Source organism: Streptococcus oralis subsp. oralis (assembly GCF_002096435.1).
In the GTDB taxonomy this organism is placed as follows: Bacteria; Bacillota; Bacilli; order Lactobacillales; family Streptococcaceae; genus Streptococcus; species Streptococcus oralis_AA.
In genome coordinates this window covers 62,763-85,287 of the sequence record NZ_NCUI01000023.1, presented here as the reverse complement: position 1 = coordinate 85,287, position 22,525 = coordinate 62,763, and the positions used below count along the sequence as shown (strand labels likewise).

At 43.1% G+C, this 22,525-nt stretch carries 26 protein-coding genes; 9 read left to right on the top strand and 17 right to left on the bottom strand.

Annotated elements, in window-relative coordinates; translation table 11 throughout:
• Positions 1 to 181: 181 nt before the first annotated feature.
• The 15 genes from recG to nrdR all read right to left on the bottom strand — a co-directional run bounded on the left by recG (position 182) and on the right by nrdR (position 16,225).
• Positions 182 to 2,197: an ATP-dependent DNA helicase RecG gene (gene recG, locus B7723_RS02830; RefSeq protein ID WP_084849215.1), complete on the bottom strand. Its 2,016-nt coding sequence runs from the start codon at positions 2,195 to 2,197 to the stop codon at positions 182 to 184.
• An 18-nt stretch (positions 2,198 to 2,215) separates the two neighbouring features.
• The gene (gene alr / locus B7723_RS02825) at positions 2,216 to 3,319 is read right to left on the bottom strand and encodes an alanine racemase (protein WP_084849216.1); all 1,104 of its coding nucleotides are present in this window, start codon (positions 3,317 to 3,319) and stop codon (positions 2,216 to 2,218) included.
• Positions 3,309 to 3,671: a holo-ACP synthase gene (gene acpS, locus B7723_RS02820; protein ID WP_084849285.1), complete on the bottom strand. Its 363-nt coding sequence runs from the start codon at positions 3,669 to 3,671 to the stop codon at positions 3,309 to 3,311. The genes alr and acpS overlap by 11 nt, the downstream gene beginning before the upstream one ends.
• Positions 3,672 to 3,715: 44 nt before the next feature.
• Positions 3,716 to 4,747, bottom strand: coding sequence for a 3-deoxy-7-phosphoheptulonate synthase (locus tag B7723_RS02815; RefSeq protein ID WP_044020378.1), 1,032 nt, complete (start codon positions 4,745 to 4,747; stop codon positions 3,716 to 3,718).
• Position 4,748: 1 nt separating this feature from the next.
• Positions 4,749 to 5,780: a 3-deoxy-7-phosphoheptulonate synthase gene (locus B7723_RS02810; protein WP_084849217.1), complete on the bottom strand. Its 1,032-nt coding sequence runs from the start codon at positions 5,778 to 5,780 to the stop codon at positions 4,749 to 4,751.
• Positions 5,781 to 5,859: 79 nt separating this feature from the next.
• The gene (secA, locus tag B7723_RS02805) at positions 5,860 to 8,373 is read right to left on the bottom strand and encodes a preprotein translocase subunit SecA (RefSeq protein ID WP_084849218.1); all 2,514 of its coding nucleotides are present in this window, start codon (positions 8,371 to 8,373) and stop codon (positions 5,860 to 5,862) included.
• 70 nt (positions 8,374 to 8,443) lie between these two features.
• Positions 8,444 to 9,259: a DNA alkylation repair protein gene (locus B7723_RS02800; RefSeq protein WP_084849219.1), complete on the bottom strand. Its 816-nt coding sequence runs from the start codon at positions 9,257 to 9,259 to the stop codon at positions 8,444 to 8,446.
• Between the two features lie 144 nt (positions 9,260 to 9,403).
• Positions 9,404 to 9,694: a hypothetical protein gene (locus B7723_RS10750; protein ID WP_084849220.1), complete on the bottom strand. Its 291-nt coding sequence runs from the start codon at positions 9,692 to 9,694 to the stop codon at positions 9,404 to 9,406.
• Positions 9,695 to 9,825: 131 nt separating this feature from the next.
• Complete coding sequence (locus B7723_RS02790; RefSeq protein ID WP_084849221.1) at positions 9,826 to 10,422, bottom strand: LemA family protein; 597 nt, start codon at positions 10,420 to 10,422, stop codon at positions 9,826 to 9,828.
• A 160-nt stretch (positions 10,423 to 10,582) separates the two neighbouring features.
• The gene (locus B7723_RS02785) at positions 10,583 to 11,428 is read right to left on the bottom strand and encodes a TPM domain-containing protein (protein WP_084849222.1); all 846 of its coding nucleotides are present in this window, start codon (positions 11,426 to 11,428) and stop codon (positions 10,583 to 10,585) included.
• A gap of 228 nt (positions 11,429 to 11,656) precedes the next feature.
• Entirely contained in the window at positions 11,657 to 12,967 is a 1,311-nt protein-coding gene (gene der / locus B7723_RS02780) for a ribosome biogenesis GTPase Der (protein ID WP_084849223.1), read from the bottom strand.
• A 13-nt stretch (positions 12,968 to 12,980) separates the two neighbouring features.
• Entirely contained in the window at positions 12,981 to 13,694 is a 714-nt protein-coding gene (locus tag B7723_RS02775) for an NADPH-dependent oxidoreductase (protein ID WP_084849224.1), read from the bottom strand.
• Entirely contained in the window at positions 13,691 to 14,587 is an 897-nt protein-coding gene (gene dnaI / locus B7723_RS02770) for a primosomal protein DnaI (RefSeq protein WP_000446487.1), read from the bottom strand. The genes B7723_RS02775 and dnaI overlap by 4 nt, the downstream gene beginning before the upstream one ends.
• Complete coding sequence (locus B7723_RS02765; protein WP_084849225.1) at positions 14,588 to 15,751, bottom strand: DnaD domain protein; 1,164 nt, start codon at positions 15,749 to 15,751, stop codon at positions 14,588 to 14,590.
• Positions 15,752 to 16,225 carry a transcriptional regulator NrdR gene (nrdR, locus tag B7723_RS02760; RefSeq protein WP_001203678.1) on the bottom strand — a complete coding sequence of 158 codons (474 nt, stop codon included), beginning with the start codon at positions 16,223 to 16,225 and terminating at the stop codon, positions 15,752 to 15,754.
• Between the two features lie 140 nt (positions 16,226 to 16,365).
• Between nrdR and B7723_RS02755 the strand changes: the two genes are divergently transcribed.
• The 3 genes from B7723_RS02755 to B7723_RS02745 are packed head-to-tail and all read left to right on the top strand — an operon-like array spanning position 16,366 to position 18,175.
• The gene (locus B7723_RS02755; RefSeq protein WP_000119117.1) at positions 16,366 to 16,731 is read left to right on the top strand and encodes a GntR family transcriptional regulator; all 366 of its coding nucleotides are present in this window, start codon (positions 16,366 to 16,368) and stop codon (positions 16,729 to 16,731) included.
• Between the two features lie 4 nt (positions 16,732 to 16,735).
• Positions 16,736 to 17,431: an ABC transporter ATP-binding protein gene (locus B7723_RS02750; RefSeq protein ID WP_084849226.1), complete on the top strand. Its 696-nt coding sequence runs from the start codon at positions 16,736 to 16,738 to the stop codon at positions 17,429 to 17,431.
• A 15-nt stretch (positions 17,432 to 17,446) separates the two neighbouring features.
• On the top strand, positions 17,447 to 18,175 hold the full coding sequence (locus tag B7723_RS02745) for a hypothetical protein (protein WP_084849227.1): 729 nt from the start codon (positions 17,447 to 17,449) through the stop codon (positions 18,173 to 18,175).
• Positions 18,176 to 18,206: 31 nt separating this feature from the next.
• Here the strand turns inward: B7723_RS02745 and B7723_RS02740 are convergent, their stop codons facing one another.
• Both B7723_RS02740 and B7723_RS02735 read right to left on the bottom strand, forming a co-directional pair.
• On the bottom strand, positions 18,207 to 18,902 hold the full coding sequence (locus B7723_RS02740; RefSeq protein ID WP_084849228.1) for an LrgB family protein: 696 nt from the start codon (positions 18,900 to 18,902) through the stop codon (positions 18,207 to 18,209).
• Positions 18,899 to 19,273, bottom strand: a complete 375-nt coding sequence (locus B7723_RS02735) for a CidA/LrgA family protein (RefSeq protein ID WP_084849286.1) — start codon at positions 19,271 to 19,273, stop codon at positions 18,899 to 18,901. Before B7723_RS02735 ends, B7723_RS02740 begins: the two co-directional genes overlap by 4 nt.
• Before the next feature lie 196 nt (positions 19,274 to 19,469).
• On the opposite strand from B7723_RS02735, the gene B7723_RS02730 reads away from it, so the two are divergent.
• The 6 genes from B7723_RS02730 (at position 19,470) to queE (ending at position 22,510) form a co-directional block, all read left to right on the top strand.
• Positions 19,470 to 19,850 carry a MarR family winged helix-turn-helix transcriptional regulator gene (locus B7723_RS02730; protein ID WP_044020363.1) on the top strand — a complete coding sequence of 127 codons (381 nt, stop codon included), beginning with the start codon at positions 19,470 to 19,472 and terminating at the stop codon, positions 19,848 to 19,850.
• A gap of 100 nt (positions 19,851 to 19,950) precedes the next feature.
• Complete coding sequence (locus B7723_RS02725) at positions 19,951 to 20,172, top strand: DUF4649 family protein (protein WP_000570263.1); 222 nt, start codon at positions 19,951 to 19,953, stop codon at positions 20,170 to 20,172.
• A gap of 15 nt (positions 20,173 to 20,187) precedes the next feature.
• Positions 20,188 to 20,502 (top strand): thioredoxin, encoded by a 315-nt coding sequence (gene trxA, locus B7723_RS02720; RefSeq protein WP_001029581.1) that lies wholly within the window; start codon positions 20,188 to 20,190, stop codon positions 20,500 to 20,502.
• A gap of 202 nt (positions 20,503 to 20,704) precedes the next feature.
• Entirely contained in the window at positions 20,705 to 21,358 is a 654-nt protein-coding gene (gene queC, locus B7723_RS02715) for a 7-cyano-7-deazaguanine synthase QueC (RefSeq protein WP_084849229.1), read from the top strand.
• Complete coding sequence (queD, locus tag B7723_RS02710; RefSeq protein WP_000464575.1) at positions 21,358 to 21,801, top strand: 6-carboxytetrahydropterin synthase QueD; 444 nt, start codon at positions 21,358 to 21,360, stop codon at positions 21,799 to 21,801. The genes queC and queD overlap by 1 nt, the downstream gene beginning before the upstream one ends.
• Positions 21,794 to 22,510 carry a 7-carboxy-7-deazaguanine synthase QueE gene (queE, locus tag B7723_RS02705; protein ID WP_084849230.1) on the top strand — a complete coding sequence of 239 codons (717 nt, stop codon included), beginning with the start codon at positions 21,794 to 21,796 and terminating at the stop codon, positions 22,508 to 22,510. Before queD ends, queE begins: the two co-directional genes overlap by 8 nt.
• Positions 22,511 to 22,525 lie beyond the last annotated feature (15 nt).

Sequence of the window (22,525 nt, the reverse complement as noted above, 5' to 3'; positions counted from 1 at the left end):
TAAAAAGAGCGTTTCCGCTCTCTGTGTATCAATAGGTGCTAGCTCCTTTCTCTAGTTTGACGGTTTGGAATTTCTTTTGGTAAGTTACTTTAATCGTCATATGAGAGTCCTCGTTTCTTTTTGATGACTCTAGTATAAGACCCAAACCTAAAAGCTAGCTTATAGATTTCTTAGAAAAGGCTTAATCCAGATGTTCTCTCTTTTCTAGATGGAGAGCAATCATGCGCCACTCCGGATCCTCTTGCCAACCTTCTATCGAACTAATGTAGCTGGCAACCTTTCTGGCTTCTTCTAAAATCGTAAAATCTTCGATAATATCCGCCACTTGAAACTCTGGCAGTCCTGACTGTCTGGTTCCAAAAATCTCTCCAGAACCACGCATTTTCAAATCTTCCTCCGCAAGGACAAATCCATTGGTGGTTTCTGTCATGATACGCATGCGGTCCTTCCCAGAATCCGTCTTGGGATTAGCTACAAGAACAGCGTAGGACTGCTTGTCACCCCGACCAACACGACCTCTGAGCTGATGAAGCTGACTGAGACCAAAGCGGTCGGCATCCATGATGATCATGACGGTTGCATTGGGAACATTGACCCCAACCTCAATAACCGTCGTCGAAACCAGAATATCCGTTTTTCGCTCTTTGAACTCTTGCATGATCTGGTCTTTTTCGTCACTCTTCATCTTCCCATGTAAAAGAGCCACTTCTGCCTTGCCGGCAAAATGAGCTGTCAACTCCTCAGATAAGGCAATAGCATTTTTCAGATCCAGAGCTTCAGATTCCTCAATCAAGGGAGAGATGACATAGGCTTGCGAACCTTTTTGAATTTCTCCCTCTAACCAAGTCAAGACCTGAGGCAGTTGCTCATGTTTGATCCAGCGCGTCACAATCGGCTTCCGCCCTGCTGGCATCTGGTCAATAATAGAAACATCCATATCGCCAAAGGCTGTGATAGCCAAGGTTCGTGGAATGGGCGTCGCCGTCATCATGAGAACGTCAGGATTGTCCCCTTTTTCCCGTAAAATACGCCTTTGGCCCACACCAAAACGGTGCTGCTCATCGATGATAATCAAACCAAGACGAGCATAATCAACCCCATCCTGTATCAGAGCGTGGGTTCCGATAATAAAGTCAGCCTCACCCTTGGCAATGGTCTCTAAAACTTCTCTTTTTTCTGCAGCTTTTAAGGAACCTGTCAAGAGAGCGAGTTTCAAGTCTGGAAAAAGGTTCTGTAAACTCTCAAAGTGTTGCTCTGCTAAGATTTCTGTCGGTACCATGAGAGCTGCCTGATAGCCAGCCGTCACCGCCGCAAACATAGCCAAGCCAGCAACCACCGTCTTTCCGCTCCCTACATCCCCTTGTAGGAGACGATTCATGTGGTGGTCCGACTTCATGTCGGTCAATATTTCCCGCAAACTCTTTTCTTGAGCTTGGGTCAGGGCAAAAGGAAGACTTTCTTTAACGGCTGTCACTTTTTCCTGAGACCAATTCAGAACCAGACCGCTTCCCTGAACTCTATTTTCAGACTTGAGTGACTGCAACTGCATCTGAAAATAAAAGAGTTCTTCAAACTTGATCCGGCGAAGGGCCTGCTTGTATTCTGCTAAATCCTTAGGAAAATGCATAGCGCGAACAGCCTGGCAACGGGACATGAGTTTGTATTTATCCAGCAAAGACTGGGGAAGATTTTCCTCTATCAAGAGGTCCAACCCCTTATCAAAGGCTGTCTTTATGACCTTGACCAGACTGGCCTGACTGATTCCCTGAGCCAGACGATAAACAGGTTGGAGGTCATCTTCCACCTGAGCCAGAACCTTCATCCCAGTCAGACTGGCCTTAGCACGGTCCCATTTTCCAAAGACAGCAAGGGTTGCTCCCAACTCTATCTTATCAGCCAGATAGGGTTGGTTAAAAAAATTCACCGCAAAAACGACTTCTCCCTGCTTGAGACTAAAACGCAGACGATTGCGCTTAAAACCATAATACTGGACACTTGGAGGAGTTACGACTTGACCAGACAGGACAGCCTTTTCTCCGTCTTCCAGCTCCATCACCTGCTTGGTCTTGAAATCTTCATAACGGAAAGGAAAGTAGAGCAAGAGGTCTTGCAAGTTTTCAATTCCTAGTTTGGCGTATTTCTCTGCTGACTTTGGTCCCACACCAGGCAAGACATGCAAGGGTTGATGTAGATTCATGCTCCACTCCTTTCTTTTTTAATAATATTCTCTCGGAATGCGGTCGCTGAGAAGGCAAACCACCTCATAGTTAATGGTTCCACGGTAGGCAGCTACCTGAGTAGCTGTGATTTCCTTGTCGCCGTTAGAACCAATTAATGTTACTTTTGTTCCTAGCGGATAAATCTTAGGCAGACGAATGGTGATTTGGTCCATAGATACTCGTCCGACGATTGGGCAAGCTTCTCCATCTACTAAGACAGAGAAATTCTGCATGTCTCGTGTCCAGCCGTCCGCATAGCCGATGGAAACGGTCGCAATGACTTGCTCACTATCCGCCTGATAGGTCGCCCCATAGCCCATGCAAGCTCCAGCCGGAACTGTCTTGACATGAACAAGGGCAGACTCCAAACTCAAGGCTGGAGTCAAATCATAGGGCAAGTCCAAGACCTCTCCACTAGGATTCAGGCCATACATGGCATCTCCCATACGAACCGCATTGAAAATAGTCTCTGCATGCCAGAGGGTCGTTGCCGAGTTGCTGGCATGAATCAGCTCTGGAACATCCTTCATGCTTGCCAAAATAGTTTTAAATCGTTCTAACTGGGCATTAAAATAGTCATCTGATGCTTCATCTGCAGTAGCAAAGTGGGTAAAAATCCCCTCAACACGAGCACCGTGTTGTTGGAGCAAGGTTTGAGCCTGCTCAGCCTCACTGGAATCTCGGAAACCAATCCGTCCCATCCCTGAGTCAATCTTGAGGTGAACCGTTAAGCCAGATAAATCTGTCTCCCTAGCTAAGAGTGCTTGAATCCACTCCAATCCTGCCACTGTTAAAGTGATGTCATATTCTTTAGCTAGGGAAACAGCTTCTATCTCAGAAACTCCTAAAATGAGGATTCTCTTGCTGAGTCCAGCCTGACGAAGTTCGATGGCTTCATCAATATTGGAAACACAAAATCCATCAACATCATCCTGAATCGCCATCGCAACGGCAACAGCTCCATGACCATAGGCATTGGCCTTGACCACTGCCCACTTGAGCGTTCTTTCAGGGATATGAGCCCCCATTTGCTGAATATTTTGTCGAATAGCTCCCAGATATATCAGAGCCTTGGTTGGTCTATGTGGACTAGCTTTCATGATTTTCCTCCAAAATGACACTGGCTGTCACAAACTGATCTGTATGGCTGATCGACAGCCAAATCTTTCCTGAAAATGGTGCCTGACTAAAATAGGGAGCCCCGCGTTCATTGTTCAAAATTTCCAAATCCTGAAAGGTCAGTTTGCCAATTCCTGTCCCCATAGCCTTGGAGAAAGCCTCCTTAGCCGACCAACGTCCTGCCAAGTATTCGATTTGTCTGCGCCCTTTTAGACTGGCAAAACGCTCTATTTCTTTAGGGGTCAACACGCGCTTAGCAAAGCCCTCACGTCGTGTAACTGCGTTTTCTATCGAAGCCAATTCTTCGATATCAATTCCGTGTCCAACTATCATACTCATAAAAGGAGCTGAGATTCCCCCAACTCCATCCTTTTCACTTATTTTGTTAAGGTAGTATAAATTTCTTCTACCAAAGCTACTGTATTTTCCCAACCTAGACAAGGGTCAGTTATAGAGCAACCAAAGACCTCTGGTTGATTTTGGCGACCATCTGCTAGGTAAGATTCGATCATAAAGCCTCGAACCGTCTTTTTAATCTTTTCATTCCAATCACGATTCAGCAAGGCTTGACGAACAATGCGAATTTGTTCCATATACTGCTTGCCAGAATTGTCATGATTGGTATCGATGATAATGAAGGGATTTTCAAGTCCCATAGACTCATAGTGATTGATGGCATTTAAGAGGGTTTCATAGTAGAAATTGGGTTCATTTTTACCATATTCGTTCATGGCACCACGAAGGATAACGTGGGCCAAAGGATTTCCTGAAGTTTCCACTTCTTGGCCATGGTAAAGGAAGGTTTGCTTGTTTTGAGCCGCATAGATGGCATTAAACATGACCCCAAGGTTCCCAGATGTTGGATTTTTCATCCCAACTGGAGCATCAATCCCAGAGGCTACAAAGCGGTGTTCTTGATCTTCCACTGAGCGAGCCCCTACAGCATGGTAGCTGACCAGATCATCAACCAAAACGAGATTTGACGGATAAAGCATCTCATCAGCTGTTGTCAATCCAGTTTCGGTAATCACACGGTAGTGCAGCTGACGAACAGCCTGCAAACCATTGATGAGACTAGGCGCTTCGCTAGTATTTGGTTGATGAATCATACCCTTATAGCCATCTCCATTGGTACGAGGTTTAGCCGTATAGACACGCATCACGATAAAGATTTTATCCGCAACTTTTTTCTGCAAGTCTGCTAAGCGATGAGCATATTCGAGCACAGCTTCTTCATTGTCCGAAGAGCAAGGCCCCATCACCAAAAGGATTCGGTCGTCCTCACCTGAGATGATGGCTGCCAACTCTCTATCACGGGCTTCTTTTTTTCGCAAGGCTTCAGCTGACAGCTGGGTCGCAGCCTTGATTGCTTCAATATCAATTTCTTGACCTTTTTCGATAAATGCCATCTTATTCTCCTAGCGTTTGGTAAATTTCGCGAACAAGTGCTTCTGTGTTGTCCCATCCTAGACACGGATCTGTAATGGACTTACCAAAAACTTCTGGCTCATTTTGACGTCCATCTTCTAGATAGGACTCAATCATAAAACCACGAACGTATTTCTTGATTTTCTCATTCCAATCACGGTTGATCAAGGTCTGACGAACGATACGGATTTGCTCCATGTACTGCTTGCCTGAATTGTCATGGTTAGTATCGATGATGATAAAGGGATTTTCCAAGCCCATCTTTTCATACTGGGCAATGGTATCTATCAAATTGTCATAGTAGTAGTTAGGAATATTCTTACCATATTCATTCAAGGCACCGCGAAGAATGGCGTGGGACAATGGATTCCCTGTTGTTTCCACCTCTTTACCAAGGAAGAGGAAACTCTGTTTATTTTGCGCTGCGTAAATCCCATTAAACATAACATTAAGATTTCCAGATGTTGGATTTTTAAATCCTGTTGAGAAATCTGCTCCACTCGCTACAAAACGATGCTGTTGATCCTCTACAGAACGAGCTCCGACAGCCATATAAGAAATCAAATCATCCACCAGCGGAAGATTTTCAGGATAAAGCATCTCATCAGCTGTTGTCATCCCCGTTTCAGAAATAACGCGGTAATGTAAATGACGAACAGCCTTGATTCCATTGATCAAGCTAGGTGCTTCTTTAGCATTTGGTTGATGAATCAAGCCCTTATAGCCATCTCCATTGGTACGAGGTTTAGCCGTATAGACTCGCATGACCATAAAAATGCGGTCTTTGACCTCTTCTTGCAAAGCAGATAGACGCTTGGCATACTCGAGAACCGCCTCTTCATTATCAGATGAACATGGTCCAATCACCAAGAGAATACGCTGGTCTTCCCCACGAATGATGGCTTCCAATTCCTGATCACGTTGATTTTTTCTCGCAAGAGCCGCTCCCTCTAATTTAGACAAGGCGCGAACTTCTTCAATGTTAATTTTAGGACTTTTAGCTTTAAATACCATGATTCATCTCCTTATAAAGCAAACGGACACCAAGCAAAAAATGATTTTTACCAGGTATCCGCCTGTATCTTATCTCATATTATTGTCTCTTACCATGACAGTTCTTGAATTTCTTACCTGATCCACATGGGCATTGGTCGTTTCGTCCGATTTGGCTCAAGTCCAAATCTTCAGGAAGGCTTGCCTGCTGCGCTGCGATATTACGAGTCGCAGTTGTACTGATATTGTGTTCAGTTTGCGGACGTTCTTGTTCATGGATTTGTGCTTTCATCATCAAGCGCGTTACATCGAATTCGATTGAACCAATCATGTCGTTAAACATGCGGAAACCTTCTGCTTGATATTCTACAACAGGGTTGTTTTGAGCATATCCACGAAGACCAACAGCATTTCGCAACTGATCAAGAGCATCGATATGGTCTGTCCACTTGTTGTCTACAACACGTAGAATCAAGACTTTTTGGAATTCTTTCACTGCATCTTCGTCACGAAGCTTAGCAACTTGGCTGTCATAGACTTTCAAGGCACGTTGGAATAGTTCATCTTTGATAGCTTGGTCTGACAAACCTGCAAGGTCTGAACGGCTAATTGAATCTTCTGGAAGCAAGTTATACTTAGCAAAGTTCAAGATTGCTTCCAATTTTTCATCTTCTTTCGAACGAGCATGTGCATCCACGATACGTCCAATGGTACGACGAATCATAGCATGGATTTCTGGTGCCAAGTCACGATCTGCAGTAATGACATCATAGCGTTGCGCATAGATGATCTCACGTTGTTCACGCATAACATCATCGTATTGAAGGACTTGTTTACGAGTGTCGTAGTTGTTTCCTTCGACACGTTTTTGAGCTGCTTCAACTTGACGCGTTAACATGCGAGATTCGATGGCTTCGTCAGACATGTTGAGACGTTCAAAGACACCTTTCAAACGTTCTGAACCGAAACGTTTCATCAAATCATCTTCAAGAGACAAGTAGAATTGTGACTCACCTGGGTCTCCTTGACGTCCTGAACGTCCACGAAGCTGATTATCAATACGGCGACTTTCGTGACGTTCTGTACCGATAACACAAAGTCCACCAAGTTCACGAACCCCTTCACCAAGCTTGATGTCGGTACCACGACCGGCCATGTTGGTTGCGATGGTAACGGCACCACGTTGACCAGCGTTCATGATGATTTGCGCTTCTCTGTAGTGGTTCTTCGCATTCAAGACTTCGTGAGGAACACCTGCTGCTACCAATTTCTTAGAAAGGAAGTCACTCGTTTCAACGGCAACTGTACCTACCAAGACCGGCTGACCTTTTTGGTAACGAGCTTTTACATCTTCAACTACAGCCTTAAATTTCGCATCAAGACTTGCATAGAGAAGGTCTGAGTGGTCGATACGTTGAATTGGACGGTTGGTTGGGATTGGGATAACACGAATGTTGTAGATTTCGCGGAATTCTTCTTCTTCTGTTTTACCAGTACCTGTCATACCTGCCAATTTCTTATACATACGGAAGAGGTTTTGGTAGGTGATAGAAGCTGATGTCTTGGTCTCGTCTTGGATTGGCACACCTTCTTTTGATTCAATCGCTTGGTGCAAACCATCAGAGTAACGACGACCTTCCATGGTACGACCTGTAAATTGGTCGACGATCAAGATTTCCTGCTCTTCGCTAACCACATAGTCGATATCGAGAATCATGATATAGTTGGCACGGAGGGCATTGTCAATAAAGTGAGTAAGAGCTACATTTTCAATGTCGTAGAGATTTTCTAGTTTGAAGTAGCTTTCAGCCTTGTCAATACCAGAATCTGACAAACCGATCGTCTTAGACTGAACGTCAATGATATAGTCGTCCTTGTCCAAAGATTTCACGAAGTGGTCCGCCATATGGTAGAGTTGGCTTGTTTCAACTGCATTGGCACCTGAAACGATCAATGGTGTACGGGCTTCGTCGATCAAAATCGAGTCAACCTCATCGACCAAGGCATAGTTTAGTGGACGTTGCACCATGTTTTCTGCACGAACGACCATGTTATCACGAAGGTAGTCGAAACCAATCTCTGAGTTGGTTGAGTAGGTAATATCACAAAGATAAGCTTCTTTTTTCTCCATCGGAGATTTAGCTGCCAAGTTGATCCCTACTGACAAACCGAGCCATGAGTACAATTCACCCATTTCAGTCGCGTCACGTTCTGTTAGGTATTCGTTGACTGTAACTACGTGAACTCCTTTACCTGCAAGGGCATTGAGGTACACTGGCATGGTCGCTGTCAAGGTCTTCCCTTCACCGGTACGCATCTCTGGAACGTCACCATGGTGAAGAACAATCCCACCCATGACCTGAACCTTATAAGGGAAAAGCCCAAGGACACGTTTTGCAGCTTCACGAACTACTGCAAAAGCCTCATATAGCAATGAATCAAGTGATTCACCCTTGTTGTATCGTTCTTTAAATTCGTCAGTTTTTGCTTTTAGTTCTTCGTCTGACATTGCAGCCATTTGGCTCTCATAGTTAAGAACCTTATCAGCCATCTTTTCCAGACGACGAAGTTCTCCTTTATCATTTTCAATAATCGTTTTTAAAATATTAGCCATGATTTTCCTTACTTTTTATTCTGAATATTTTAGAATGTTCTTTTAATTTTAGCATATTTACCATTATTTTTCAAGAAAGAATCCTTAATTTACAACGGAAAAGCCTAGCCAAAATTCTGCTTTTTTTGCATCCATCTTCTGTGGCTCTTTTTTTGTTTTTTGTTCGAGATGCATGCTTGATGATCCAAGCACAACTTGGACTTAGCTCCTCCTTCTGCCAAGTTTGAAGAATCCTTTCAAACTTATCAGGATCTTCCTTGTACAAATCATTTAGATTATTGGCTACACTTTTTTGAATAGACTTATCTCTATCATCTTTTAGATTGGTCAGAATAGTGGTGAAATCCTCAAAATAATCCAATACCACGGTTTGTCTCTTAGCCCAAGGCAGACGGATACGCATACATTCGCTGGCAAGTCTGCGAACGCGCAAATTTTCATCCTGACTCCATTCTAACAGCAAAGTCATTGTAGCCTTAGGATAGCGAGCCAGTAAGGGCCTCATGGAAAATTCTCCAGTAAATCGCTTGGTTAGTTCCTTACTAAAGGCCGCGCTCAATTCAAATTCCTTATTCCCATATAGCTCTACATATTTTCCGATTGGCCAAAGCCAATATCCTTCTGAGAACATACCTAAACCACCCTCTAACTCAGGACCCAAAATTTTCTCAAAAACCTTGAGAGAGTCCTGATAAGATAAGGGAAGACATTCTTTGATACTTCTAGCCAAGAGTTCTTGACGCTGGCTAAACTCCAACTCTTCCAAGTCTTTTTCTAACAACAGCCTAAACTTTCGCTCATTAAATGCAGGGGACGCTTCTTTCAACCGTCGACTCAAATCCCTAGCATAAGCCAAGTCATAATAATCTTTTACTTTTTTAGCCATTTTTCAAATCCCTTAATCTTCATTTTACGGGACTTATTATATCATACAGACAGCCCGTCAACAAAATTATTTTCATATCTCCAACTATTTTAACAAGGAAGAAAAAAGGACTAGAAGCTAGTCTAGTCCACCAATTTTTAATGTTTAATTTCCCAAAAATGCTGGTAATAAGCCAAAGTACAAAAAGAGATTGATCCAGAAGGCCAAGCAAAAGATAATTCCAAAGATGAGAAGACTGAATTTTTTAATCAGCACGGAGTATAGGATTGATAAAACACCAAAAACCACAAAGAGTTTTCTCATAACGAAATAATATACTGAAACTCCTCCTATTTGCCAATCCCAAGGAAGAAAAAACATGAGGAACCAGAGAAGGCAAATCGTAAGGATATATCTCTTGTAGTGCGCTTCAAGAAAGGCTTTTGTCCTCTCCATAGCAAACCTCCATTTCAGTCACTGTCTCTTCCCTTTTATTATAGCAAAAAAACCTGGAAAAAGCTTTCCAGGTTCGGTTTGAAATCACTAGTCATACTAGAGAAATTCCTTTATTCATAGGCTGATTCACTTTATTGACTTGATGAAGATGTTCCAAAATCGACCTTAGGAACTGTCTTGGCTTCTTCTGTTTCTTTAAAGGTTTCAGCTTCTTTGAAGTTCATCATATTCGCAAAAAGCACGGTTGGAAAACTTCTAAACTTTTGATTGTACTCAGCTGCAACCTTATTATAGTCCTTGCGTGCTACAAAAATACGATTTTCACTGCCTGAAAGTTCGACCATTAGTTGCTCAACATTTTGATTGCTCTTGAGTTCTGGATAATTCTCCGTTAAGGAAATCAAGCGGGAAAGAGCTGAGCTCAACTCTCCCTGAGCCTTTTGGTTTTCTTCCGAAGTTACTGAGCTACTACCGATTTTAGCTCTAGCATCAGCAATCTTGGTAAAGACTTCGGTTTCATGATTCATTTGTCCTTTAACGGACTCCACCAAGTTACCAATCAAGTCCGAACGACGTTGGAGGGCTGTCGAGACATCGGCCTGAGCCTGCTCCACTTTAGTCTGTTCACCAACCAAACCATTATAGGTCGTCACTGCGGAACAACTTCCCAGAACTAGTAGTCCAAAGAAAATCGCTACTATTGAGAGAATTACTTTATTTCGTTTCATATCAAAACCTTAACACTTTCTTTTATCAACTTTTCTGAGAAAATACTCAGATTTTAAATCAATTTCCCGAACTTTGTTTTTATTTTTAATTAAGGAGTGAACTCTTGCAAAGGAGTCACCTTACTGTATGGAGAAATCGGTTTGAGCAATATATGATCACTCACCAGTCATCAGACGAACCACCGCCATCAAAGCCACCGCCGTCCCAACCTCCAGATGAATCGGAGCCCGAGTCAGACCAAGAGGATCCTGAATCTGATGAGTCACCGCCCCACCAGCCACCGCCAGAATCATCTCCACGTGAACCACGACCACCAAATAGAAATCCGATAATCATCACGATGAAGTAAATGAGAACTCCAAATACGATAACTCCGTCGCTCGAACTGCTTTTTCGATGCCGTCTCGAAGAACTACTCTCACCAGCATACCTTTCAAGTTCCCTTAAGCGACTAGAGTTGGTGGTATAGTCGTAACTACTTTTAGAACTTGAAGCAGTCGTACTCGATCCACTATAAAACATGTAGTTGAGATTGTTTGCTATAGAAAGAACTCCATTGCTGTAGTCTCCCTTTTGAAAGTAAGGTCGTGCTGTTTTCAAAAATCTATTGGTCTGATAGTCTGTGATCTTACTTGCCACATTATTACTGGTTTCAATCCGTGATTTTCTATCCTCAACAGCGACCACAATCAAGGCGCCGTTATTGTCTCCCGAGTAGCCAATCTTCCAAGCTCTAGCTGTTTCATTGGCTACAGTCTCGATTGTTTCTCCATTTAGGCTTTTCACAACGTAAACACCCATCTGGAATTTTTCTGATTTTTTACTATTGACATTATTCAATTCTCGAATTTGACTTATAGTCTCATCCGTTAGATAGTGATCCGGGTCATAGATCCCGTACTCAGGTTTTTCAGGTGCTGTGAATGCTGACAAGAAGAGAAAGACCATCAGCAACCCAAGCAAGCGAACCAACAAACTATGTTTAAATAATCTGCTTCTTTTCATAATAACCTCCCTGATAAAGGAAAATTGATTTAAGGAATTATAGCATTTTGATTTTTACAAAGAAAGTGCATTTTCATTACAAATAGATTACAAAAGCTAGGAAAATGATTGAAATTTGATGACAGATTCTCCTCCAACTTGGCAGGTTCTTTTCTCCCCTTTTAGTATAGAAAAAAGAAGACTATGAAGTCTTCTTTTAGTTTATTTTTGTAGAAAAACAAGCATGGTTTACTTTCGTTTTCTCGCGATCAAGTGAATCGGTGTTCCCTCAAAGACAAAGGCCTTTCGGATTTGATTTTCCAAGAAACGCAGGTAAGAGAAGTGCATGAGTTCTTCTTCATTGACAAAGATGACAAAGGTTGGTGGCTTGGTTGCCACTTGGGTTGCGTAGAAAATCTTGAGGCGTTTTCCTTTGTCTGTCGGTGTTGGATTGATAGCAATGGCATCCATAATCACATCGTTCAAGACAGCTGATGGAATACGGGTGTTTTGGCTTTCGCTGATTTGCTTGATCATCTCAGGCAGTTTATGGAGACGTTGCTTGGTCAAAGCGGATACAAAGACAATCGGTGCATAAGGCAGATATTGGAACTGCTCACGGATATCCTCTTCCCATTTTTTCATGGTGTGGTTGTCTTTCTCAAGAGTATCCCACTTATTGACCACGATGATCATCCCTTTACCGGCTTCATGGGCAAAACCTGCGATACGCTTGTCGTATTCACGGATACCTTCTTCGGCATTGAGGACCATCAAGACCACGTCAGAACGGTCAATGGCACGCATGGCACGCATGACAGAGTATTTCTCCGTATTTTCGTAGACTTTACCTGACTTACGCATACCAGCTGTATCAATCATGGTAAACTCTTGTCCATCCGTATCTGTAAAATGGGTATCAATGGCGTCACGCGTTGTTCCAGCTACTGGACTAGCAATCACGCGGTCTTCTCCCAAAATAGCGTTAATCAAACTTGATTTTCCAACGTTAGGACGGCCAATCAAGCTAAATTTAATCACGTCTGGATTTTCTTCTTCAACTTCGTGTGGTAGATTTTCCACAATAGCATCCAGCACATCACCCGTACCGATACCGTGGACAGACGAAATTGGCAGCGGTTCGCCCAATCCTAGCGCATAGAAATCAAAAATATCATTTCGCATTTCTGGGTTGTCAACCTTGTTAACGGCAAGGATAACAGGCTTATGGGTTTTATAGAGTTTACGGGCAACGTATTCATCCGCATCCGTAATTCCTTCTTTCCCAGACACCACAAAGACGATGACATCGGCTTCTTCCATAGCGATTTCTGCCTGGTGCTTGATTTGCTCCATGAAGGGAGCATCGACATCGTCAATCCCTCCCGTATCAATCATACTAAAGGAACGATTGAGCCACTCACCCGTTGCATAGATACGGTCACGTGTCACACCCTCGATATCTTCTACGATTGAGATCCGCTCACCAGCGATCCGATTAAATAGGGTTGATTTCCCAACATTGGGACGTCCCACAATGGCAATAGTTGGTAAGGCCATGTTTTCTCACTTTCTACAATAACTTTTTCTGTTCTAGATTCTTCCGAGTTGAACTAGGTTCGGCTTGACCAAACTGCTCTGCTAAACGCTGACTCCAAGAGGTAGTCGCACGCGCACCAGCATAGTCTGCCTGAACTTTATCATAGTCCAAAATCGCTGCAACTGGCTGTTCTTGGTATTCTTCTTCAAAAACCACTTGTTTCAAAGGCAGTCTTGGTTTGACCTCATGTTGTTGATCTGGCACGCCAAGGGCAATCCCAAAAACAGGGTAGGTATAGTCAGGCAGGTTAAAAAGCGCTGCCACTTCTTCTGACTTGTAGCGAACCAAACCGATGATAACACCACCATATCCCAGACTCTCAGCAGCAAGCAAGGTGTTTTGACCCGCAAGCGCCGCGTCCACAGACGTGATAAGGAGACCTTCTACCCCTTGAGGTTGGAAAGTGTCCGTATGAAGGCTTGCTCCCTTTTCAGCTCGGTTCAAGTCACCGACAAAAAGCAAAAAGGCTGCTGACTGGCGAATGGCTTCCTGTGGAACCAGTTCATAAAGAGCATCTTTCTTCTCTTGACTGCGCACAAGAATCACAGAGTAGGATTGGAAATTTTTCCAAGATGACGCCATTTGAGCAGCTGTCAAGATTTCATTTAAGTGTTCTTGAGAAATCTCTTGCTCCTTAAAGCGACGAACTGAAGTATGAGCTTTCATCAGTTTAATGGTTTCTGTCATCGGCGATTTTCTCCTTCTAGTCTTGTCTCCTCAGCCAAATAACGGATTCGTTCCATGACCCGTCTAGCTTCCCAAGTCTCGTCATTTCCATTCTTTCCTTTGGCAAAATGTTTTTCCAAATCTTGGAAATTAAAGTTGGAAGTAAAGAAGGTCGGCAAATCTTCCTGCATGCGGTACTGGAGAATGACTTGGAGAATCTCATCACGTACCCAAGGAGTCGACTGCTCTGCACCAATATCATCCAAGACCAGAACTTCAGCTAACTTGATGTCATCCACCAATGTTTTCACAGATCCTTCACCAATGGCATTTTTCACATCAATGACAAAACTTGGATAGTGGAGAATGGTCGTTGAGGCCCCTCGCTTTTCAGATAGGTCGTGAGCTAAGGCTGCCATCATGAAACTCTTTCCAACACCAAAATCTCCATAAAGATAGAGGCCTTTTCGGATGCTTGGGTAAAGGTCAACAAAGGAATAGAGTCTCTCAAAAATCGGCAACCGTCCTAGATCATCCAGGTCAATCTGAGCCAACTTCGCTTTCTTGAGACTGGCTGGTAGATTGATCAATTTGAGACGATTCTTAATTGCAGCCTCTTTTTCTGCTGCGATTAGTTCTGGTGTTTCTTCATAAGACACATCCGCATAACCGTGATTCATAACCAAGATAGGCTTGTAGCCACGCGCTATATAGTCCGCATCCCCACGAAGAAACTTGTCCCGTTCTGTGATATATTGGTTGAACTTGGAGATGCTACGATTCAACTCCTCTGGGCTGAGGGATTCTTTCTGGATAAAAGCCGCTACATCGGGGTCCTTCATGATCTGCTGGACCAAGTCCTGATACTGAAAACGACTTGTCTGACGTTTGATTACATCACCAACACTTTCCATCTAGTCTCCTCCTTCTTCTAATCGGGCTAACATTTCTTGTTTTTTACGTTCTAGTTCCAGACGAGTTTCCTCACTGGTTTGATTCTTGTATTCGGGATTGCTCCACTTGGGAACATTTGTCTTAGTCGAGCTAGTTTTCGATTTTTGGTCTTCTTGGCCTTTTTGCTGACGCTCTCGAATCCGAAGCACAGCTTCTTCTGCTGTTCGAATTTTTTGGTAAGCATAATCATTTGCGACCTTCATGGCATATTTTTCATTGACATTAGCCGAATCAACCTTGTTAAAGGTTAGAAGCAAGATGATATTGATGACTTCGTCCAACAAGCCTAAAGACGCCATCTGGTGAAGGAGTTCTCGCTCACTCTGGGTGATGTTCCCCTTACGCGTTTGCTTGATTTCCGCTAAAAATTGTAGGGGAGTTTTATTTTTGGCTTCCCTGATAATGGTCATTTCTTTGGGGCTAAAGTCAGAAGTAGCTGGTTTTTGTGCTATCTTTTCACGCATGCGTTTGACTGAAATAACCTGAGCCACCGCTGTCGCCTTGGCTAATTGATAGGTTTCAAACCAGGTCCATTTTTTTTCATCTGTGATGGCGAATAATTCCAAAACATCCGCCTGCTCATCTTCAAAACGCAAGCCATCTCGAGCTATCAGGCGCTGGAAATGTCCCAAGTCAAAATCATTTTTTAACTTGCTTTTAGACTCGCTTGGGGTCACTTCTTCGGTCAGGGTTGGAAAGACTTGGCTCAAAGAAACAGAGAGTGCTTCTCCCTCACTTGGAGCCTGCTTCATAGCAGAAACAGCTGTATCCCCAATCTTTTTCTCTAATAATCTGCTATAGACAGAATGGCTTAGAAATTCTTGACTGGAGAGGGGAGAATGAAGCTGCAATTCATAAGTTTCCCCCTTCTGATAAAGGGTCAACAAATCCAAAGCAGATAAGACTTTAAAGGATTGGAGCAAGGTCGGCATGCCGAAGTTTAAGTGATTGAGGATGTGGGAAAAGAGATGCTCCTTTTGCCCACCATCCCAAAAGGTAATGGTATATAGATAGAGGCTCAGTGCCTCCTGACCGATAATCGGGAGGTAGCACTGCACCAGAGAAGAGGTATCTTGCGACACCCGATTATTCTTTATAAAAGAAAAACGGTCATTTGGCTTCATCTATTTTTCCTTTTTCTTTTTTGAGGACTGGGTGATCTGCTGGAGCAGACTCTCCAACTCACTCACATCCTTAAAGCTACGGTAAACACTGGCAAAACGAACATAGGTAATCTCATCCAGCTCCGCCAATTCTTCCATGACTAAAGACCCAATATATTCGCTTTGGATCTCATTTTCACTGCGACTACGGAGTTTTTGCTCAATACGATTGACCACCATGTTGATTTCATCACTCGAAACAGGGCGTTTCTGGGCTGAGCGGATAATCCCATTAAAGATTTTATCTCTCGAAAACTGCTCTCGTGTACCGTCTTTTTTGACGACAACCAGCGTTCTTTCTTCTACTCGTTCATAGGTTGTAAAACGATGCTGACACTCGTCGCACTCACGTCTTCGACGGATGGTATTTCCTTCTTCGGCTTGTCGACTATCAACAACACTAGACTTGGTAGCCCCACATTTTGGACAACGCATGCATTTCCCTCCTTGTCGTTTTCTTTTCATTATACCATTTTTTGAGCAATTCCCAAAACAATTCTTATTTTTACTTGACAAGTTTTTTGTTTTATTGTATTATTTGATTAGAACAACAAAGGCAAAGAAAGGAGACTATGATGTCCTGGTCATTTGATAATACAAAACCGATTTATTTACAGATTATGGAAAAAATCAAATTACAGATTGTTTCCCATGAACTGGAACCCAATCAACAGCTCCCTACCGTGAGAGATTTGGCGAGCGAGGCTGGGGTCAATCCTAATACCATTCAGCGCGCCTTGTCTGACCTCGAACGTGAAGGATTTGTATACAGCAAGCGGACAACTGGTCGATTTGTCACCGAGGATTTGGACCTCATCCTTCAGTCCCGCAAACAACTTTCCGAGGAGCAACTGCAACAATTCGTCTCTTGCATGCTTCAATTTGGCTACAAAAAAGAAGAACTGCCAAATGTATTAAGCGACTATATTAAAGGAGTTTAAGACTATGACACTACTAGCACTTGAAAATGTAACAAAATCATATGGAGCAACCGTGGCACTTGACAATATCTCACTAGAGATCTCAGCCGGAAAGATTGTCGGGCTCCTTGGACCAAACGGATCCGGGAAAACAACCCTAATCAAACTAATCAATGGCCTCCTTCAACCAAATAAAGGACGTGTCCTCATTAACGGACAGGATCCAAGTCCTGCTACCAAAGCGATCGTTTCCTATCTGCCAGACACAACCTACCTCAATGAAGAGATGAAGGTTAAGGATGCTCTAACCTATTTTAAAACCTTCTATCAGGATTTCAATCTCGAAAGAGCCCAACACCTTTTAGCCGATCTCGGTATTGATGAAAACAGTCGCCTCAAGAAACTATCAAAAGGAAACAAGGAAAAGGTCCAACTCATCTTGGTTATGAGCCGTGAAGCCCGCCTCTACGTTCTGGACGAACCAATCGGAGGCGTGGATCCGGCGGCCCGTGATTATATCCTCAATACCATCATCAATAACTACTCACCAACTTCTACGGTGCTGATTTCAACCCACTTGATTTCAGATATTGAGCCAATCTTGGATGAGATCATCTTCCTCAAAGACGGGAAAGTCGTCCGCCAAGGAAATGTTGATGATATTCGTTACGAGTCAGGTGAATCAATTGACCAGCTCTTCCGCCAGGAATTTAAAGCCTAAGCAAAGGAGATTATTATGTTTTGGAATCTAGTTCGTTATGAATTTAAAAATGTCAATAAATGGTATCTGGCACTCTACGGTGCTGTACTTGTAATTTCAGTTTTGATTGGAGCTTTTATTAGCAGTCTTAGCCAGAGTTACAATCCTAACAATGCTGCTTATTTCATCTTCTTTTTAGTACTAGTTTTTGGAGGACTCAGCGTCACTCTTTGGATTGCAACAATCTTTTTAATCATCCGAAGATTCAAGGGTAGTGTTTATGACCGCCAAGGGTATTTAACCCTGACCTTGCCTGTCTCTGAGCACCAAATCATCATCGCAAAACTTTTAGGTGGTCTTGTCTGGTCTATCTTAAGTTATATTGTTTTTATCTTGAGTATATTGATTATCTTCTTCTTAACACCAATAGAAAAAGACTTCACTGCTCTCTATAACTTCATTTCCCCTTACCTCAGCTACGGCTGGCTGTATGCCCTATCACTGTTTGTCAGTTCTATCGCATGGATTTTATCCATTTACCTCTCCATCTCTATTGGGCAACTCTTTAACGAGTATCGAACAGCAATGGGAATTTTAGCCTATATCGTCATTTCCATCGTTATTGGTTATATCACTTTCTTCTTAAGAGTTGACAATGACTTTAACGTGATGGCTGGTACAGAAATCTTGCGCGATCTCTTTTTATCGGCTATCTACTATCTCGGTACCTACTATATCTTGAAAAACAAGGTTAATTTGCAATAAAAAATGCCCAGCTAGAAAGCTGGGTTTTTCTTTAACTCAATATCAAACTGGCTACAATGGGACTAACAAAAACATAGAGAATACCAGTGACACCGATAGCCAAGCCACCCATGGCTCCTGCTACAGAACCGTATCGAAAGGCTGTTCCCGTTCCGACAGCATGGCCTGTCCCTCCAAGGGAGAGCCCAACAGTCACTGGATCATCAATCTTCAACCACTTCAAAAGGGTTGGTCCAATCACACTGGTCAAAATCCCAGTTGCTACTACGACGACCAAGGTCACAGTCGTCAAACCTTGCAATTTTTCTGTAATCCCCACTGCCATTGCGGTTGTCACTGATTTAGGAAAGAGAGAAATGGCTAGGAAAAAGTCCATGCCAAATATTTTCGCTACTATGGCAGTGAAGCTAGTATTGACAACTACTGCTAACAGACTACCAAAGAGAATACTCCGAGCATGATGCTTCATCAGGTGAAAACTCTTATAAAGCGGAATCCCTAGAGCCACGGTCGATGGGACTATCAAGTTGTTCAGATAAACCCCACCTTGGTAATAATCTTGATAAGAAATACCCGTCGCCTTAAGGAAAATAATGATAAAAATAGCCGACAACAGCAAGGGTGTTGTCAATGGATGGGGAAAACGTCTGTAAATCAACATCCCCACTAGATAAGCTAGGATAGATAATGCAATCCCAAACAGAGGATTCGATACAAATTCACTCATTTGGCATCTCCTTTCTCATAATCTCCCTCAAAACGTCTCTTGATAAACTGAACCACTAGGGCAATAAGGATAATGTTGATAACAGCCGCAAAAAAGACAATCAAGAAGATAGGCAAAAGATAAGGAGCAATCACATCAAACTTTTCCATGATACCCACTGCTGGCGGCAAAAAGAGAATGGTCATATTGGCCAGCAAGAAATTTCCGACCATATTGACATGCCTGGTCCTTAGCCACTTGAACTGTAGGGCTAAAAAGAGAATAATCAAGCCGATAATACTGCCTGGGATGGGCAGATGAAAGAAACTAGAAATTCCCTCTCCGATAAGAGAAATCACAAAGAGAATCATTAATTGAACATATAATTTCATCCTAAACTCCACGAAATAGACTTCTTGCATACCAGTTTACTCTTTTTTCAGAAAATTTCAAGGAAATATCGAAATTCTTCTTTCTTGCAAGGATTAGTTAAAAGTAGTATAATCATTGCATGCGCAATCATCTTGTGTTACAAAGATAATCAGTAATGACTTTGTGATTTTTACTTTGAAAAGAAAGGAGAAAGCAATGACCTATTTGGAAAAGTGGTTTGACTACAACCGCCGTCAAAAGGAAATGGAAGCCTTGTTGGAAGAAACTATTGCCCAGCAGAGTGAACAAAGGTTGACCTTGAAGGAGTTTTACCTGCTCTACTATCTGGATTTGGCCCAGGAAAAATCTCTACGCCAGATTGATTTACCCGATAAACTCCATCTCAGCCCGAGCGCTGTTTCTCGAATGGTGGCTCGCCTGGAAGAGAAAAACTGTGGCTTGCTTAGTCGCCGATGTTGCGATCAGGATAGACGGGCTAGTTTTATCTGCCTGACTGACGAGGGACAGACAACTCTAGCTTACCTGCAAAAGGCTGTCGAAGAAAGGCTGGAGACGAGTCTTGATTTCATTTCATAAGCAGATTTTTAAAAAAGTTGCGTGCGCAATCATTTTTTCTTGACATTCCTCTTTTCAAGGAGTACAATAAAGTCAAGATCAAACAACAAAGGAGTTTTATATGATCGAAATTACCTATCTAGACGCCAGCAAGCAAGAAAGAACCATGACTTTCGAGTCATACCAAGACTTTGAACGTTCTCAACATGCCTGCCTCATCGGCGTCGCGGATTACTATACTGTCCAAAAATTAACCTACAATGGTCATGACTTGGACTACCATGGGACTTATGGAGATGTCTTCTTCTATCTCATGAAACAAGATTTAAGCCAATATAACTAAAAAAGGAGAAATACAATGGCAAAAGCAATTACAGATGCAACATTTGAACAAGAAACAAAAGACGGTTTGGTCTTGGTAGACTTCTGGGCAACTTGGTGTGGTCCATGTCGTATGCAAGGTCCAATCTTGGATAAATTGTCTGAAGAACTTTCAGAAGATGTTTTGAAAATCGTTAAAATGGACGTTGATGAAAATCCAAACACAGCTCGTGCTTTTGGAATCATGTCTATCCCAACCCTTCTCTTCAAAAAAGACGGCCAAGTGGTAAAACAAGTTGCTGGAGTACATACTGCAGAACAAATCAAGGCCATCGTTGCTGAATTGAGCTAATCACACGAGAGACCAAGTGCTTTATTTGGTCTCTTTTTTCTTGCCCTTTGCCATTTTTCAAAAAATATGCTAAACTGTAGGTAGAATATTACGATGTTTGGGACATGCCATCGCTAAAAAAAACCTCTACTTGGTATTTTTTAGCTCCCCTCAAGGGAGCTTTTTGCGTGCTCGGAACATTTCTCATTTTAGAAGGAGTACTATGAAACGTCATTCAGCCTTGGTCGTCTTTAGCGGCGGTCAAGATTCCACAACCTGCCTCTTTTGGGCTAAAAAACACTATGAAACAGTCGAAGCTGTCACCTTTGCCTATGGCCAACGCCATCATCTCGAAATTCAAGTTGCTGAAGAAATCGCTAAGGAACAAGGCATTCGTCATCATATCCTCGATATGTCTCTACTAGGTCAAATCACTGAAAATGCCCTGACCTCTGATATGGAGATTGAGCAAAAAGAGGGAGAGGTTCCCAATACTTTCGTTGACGGTCGCAACCACCTCTTTCTGTCCTTTGCGGCAGTTCTTGCTAAGCAACGTGGCATTAAAGACATCGTGACAGGTGTCTGCGAGACAGACTTCTCAGGCTACCCCGATTGTCGGGATGTCTTTGTCAAATCTCTTAATATCACCCTCAACCTTGCCATGGATTACGACTTTGTTATCCAAACACCTCTCATGTGGCTAGACAAGGCTGAAACTTGGGAGTTAGCCGACCAACTTGGTGCCTTTGACTACGTTCGTGAAAAGACCTTGACCTGCTACAATGGGATTATCGGAAGTGGCTGCGGTGATTGTCCAGCCTGTCACTTACGTCAACATGGTTTAGATGTTTATCTCTCACAGAAAGGAGAGGGTTAATGTTTTTTGCACCCAAAGAAATCAAACAAGAAACTGGGGAGTCTCTTGTCTACAATCCTCACAGAACCTTGGTATCAAAAGAGTTTACCTTCGACGCTGCCCACCACCTCTTTCACTATGAGGGAAAATGTAAATCCTTGCACGGCCACACCTACCATCTGCAAATCGCTGTCAGTGGATTTTTAGATGAACGTGGTATGACCTATGACTTTGGAGACATCAAAGCTATCTACAAGAACTACTTAGAACCTCACTTGGATCATCGCTATCTCAACGAAACTCTACCCTATATGAACACGACTGCTGAAAACATGGTTTACTGGATTTTCCAAACCATGAGTCAAGAGTTGCCAGACGAGCGCGGTCTCCGTTTGGAATACGTTCGCCTCTATGAGACTCCGACTGCCTTTGCGGAGTTTAGACGGGAGTGGTTAGATGACTAAGGAACGTGTCCTCAAACTACCTGTTCTGGAAATTTTCGGCCCAACCTTTCAAGGTGAAGGCCGTGCTATCGGGCAGAAAACCATGTTTGTCCGTACTGCTGGTTGCGACTACCATTGCGACTGGTGTGACTCTGCCTTTACTTGGGATGGTTCTGAAAAACCAACTCGCATGACAGCTGACGAAGTCATTACTGAGCTGGACAAACTAGGAAGCTACGACTACGTTACCCTATCTGGCGGAAATCCTGCTATCCTAGCAGCCAACATGGCTCAACTCGTCACCAAGCTCAAAGAACGTGGAGTCACTCTAGCTGTTGAGACCCAAGGCTCTCGCTGGCAAAATTGGTTAAAAGACATTGACCAGGTCACTCTCAGCCCCAAACCTCCTTCCTCCAAGATGGAAGTCAACTTTGAGACCTTGGATTTCATCGTTTCCCAACTGGACCCAGACAAAGTCACATTTAAAATCCCTGTCTTTGATGATGCCGATTTGGCCTTTGCCAAAGACATTCAAGAACGCTACCAACCAGATGTTCTCTTCTTATCAGCAGGAAATCCTGAGCCCAAGGCTACGGGTAATATTGTCCAAGACCAACTGGACCGTCTCAAAGAACTTTGGGAACGCATCGCCGCTGATGATAGCTGGGGCAATGTCCGCGTCCTCCCTCAACTGCATACTCTCCTCTACGATAACCAACGTGGTGTTTAAATTAGAAAGAAAAAT